Origin of the sequence: Microbispora rosea, assembly GCF_900156315.1 — a bacterium.
Taxonomy (GTDB): Bacteria; Actinomycetota; Actinomycetes; order Streptosporangiales; family Streptosporangiaceae; genus Microbispora; species Microbispora rosea.
In genome coordinates, this window is record NZ_FTNI01000078.1 from 1 (window position 1) to 1,412 (window position 1,412).

Consider the following 1,412-nt stretch of genomic DNA (forward strand, 5'->3'; position numbering starts at 1 on the left):
TTGCCGCGGACGTAGAGCCGGGTGACTGGGGTGAGGTCTTTCCGCGGCTTGATGGCGATTTCTTCCTCGCCGTGCAGAATCCGGAAGTGTGTGTCCTCGATGACGACGGTGACGAGCTTGCCGGCGTGGCGGGGGCCGAGCTTGAGCGCCTGTCTTGCGACCATGATCCGGCCGCTGGCATGGACACGTCGCTGAGCGCGGATCGACCCTGCGGGCAGCGGAGGCGGCGGCAGTGGCGCCGACGCTGATCGTGCTCCGACAAGGCCGGCCAACCGCTCTGCGCTGACCGGACAGGGCCATGTGCCGACCAGGGCGTCGTCGGCGATGGCGTGCATCAGATGACCGTCCAGCCGCATGGTGACCGAGCGTCCCGCAAGCGCGAAGGCGACCTGGACCTTGGTGCCGGCGATCCAGACATGCCCATCACGGTGGACCTTGCGGTCCACCTCCACCGCCTGGCCTGCCGCCAGCACCAGCCGCCCGCCAAGACGCGGCAGCGCCGCCGTGGCGGGCTCGTCTCCGCCCGGCCGGGCCCCGCGCATGGCCAGGTAGGCCAGATCCTCGGGCAGGAGCCGGGAAGCGACCGTGCGCACCAGGTGCCCCTCCAGCAGAAGGTGGATGCTGCGCAGATTCGCCCAGACGGTCAAGGTCCGACCGGCCAGGCCCTGGTTCACTGCGACGTGCTGTTTGCCGGGCACCAGGGTGAGCTTGCCGCTGGGTGGGACGCGGGCATCGAATTCCACCGCCCCGGCAGGTGAGGGCGCAGGGGGCGGCTCGGCGATCTCGATCCTTGGCGGTGATGTGGGCGCCGAGGCCGGGCGGGCCGGGCCGGGAACCGGCGGTGGCGCATCGTCACGGGTGGGCCCGTGCGGGCGAAACACACTGGCTGGGGTGGCCATGTTCAGCGCCTGATGCGGCCGGGCGTGGTTGTAGCTGTGCACCCAGGCGTCGATGGCCTCCTGGGCCGCCTCCAGCGACTCGAACGGGGCCACATCGTCGAGCAGTTCCCGGCGCAGGGTCTTGTGGAACCGTTCGATTTTGCCGGTGGTGGTCGGTGAGCGAGGCTTGGTCAGCCGCTGGGTGATGCCGTTCTCCCGGCAGACCCGCTCGAACAGCACCTCGACCGGCTGCGGGCGGATGTGCCGGCCGGTGAACTGCTTGCCATTATCGCTGAGCACTTCAAAAGGAACGCCGTAGCGGCGCATCGCTGCGGTGAACGCGGTGCAGACCGCCCGGCCGGAGGGGACGGCCACCACAGCGGCGATCACCACGAACCGGGAGTGGTCATCGATGCCGGTGACCATCTTGCATTCCCGCCCGTCGGCCAGCGGCACCCCGCCGACCAGATCGAGCTGCCACAGGTGCATCGGCGCTTCGCGCTGCCAGCGCCGGTAGGTGCGCTTGTGCTCCTG

At 70.0% G+C, this 1,412-nt stretch carries 1 protein-coding gene; it reads right to left on the reverse strand.

The window, feature by feature from the left end; all coding sequences use genetic code 11:
- The coding region (locus tag BXA11_RS45925; RefSeq protein ID WP_076443342.1) for an integrase core domain-containing protein at positions 1-1,412 on the reverse strand (1,412 nt) is incomplete at both ends.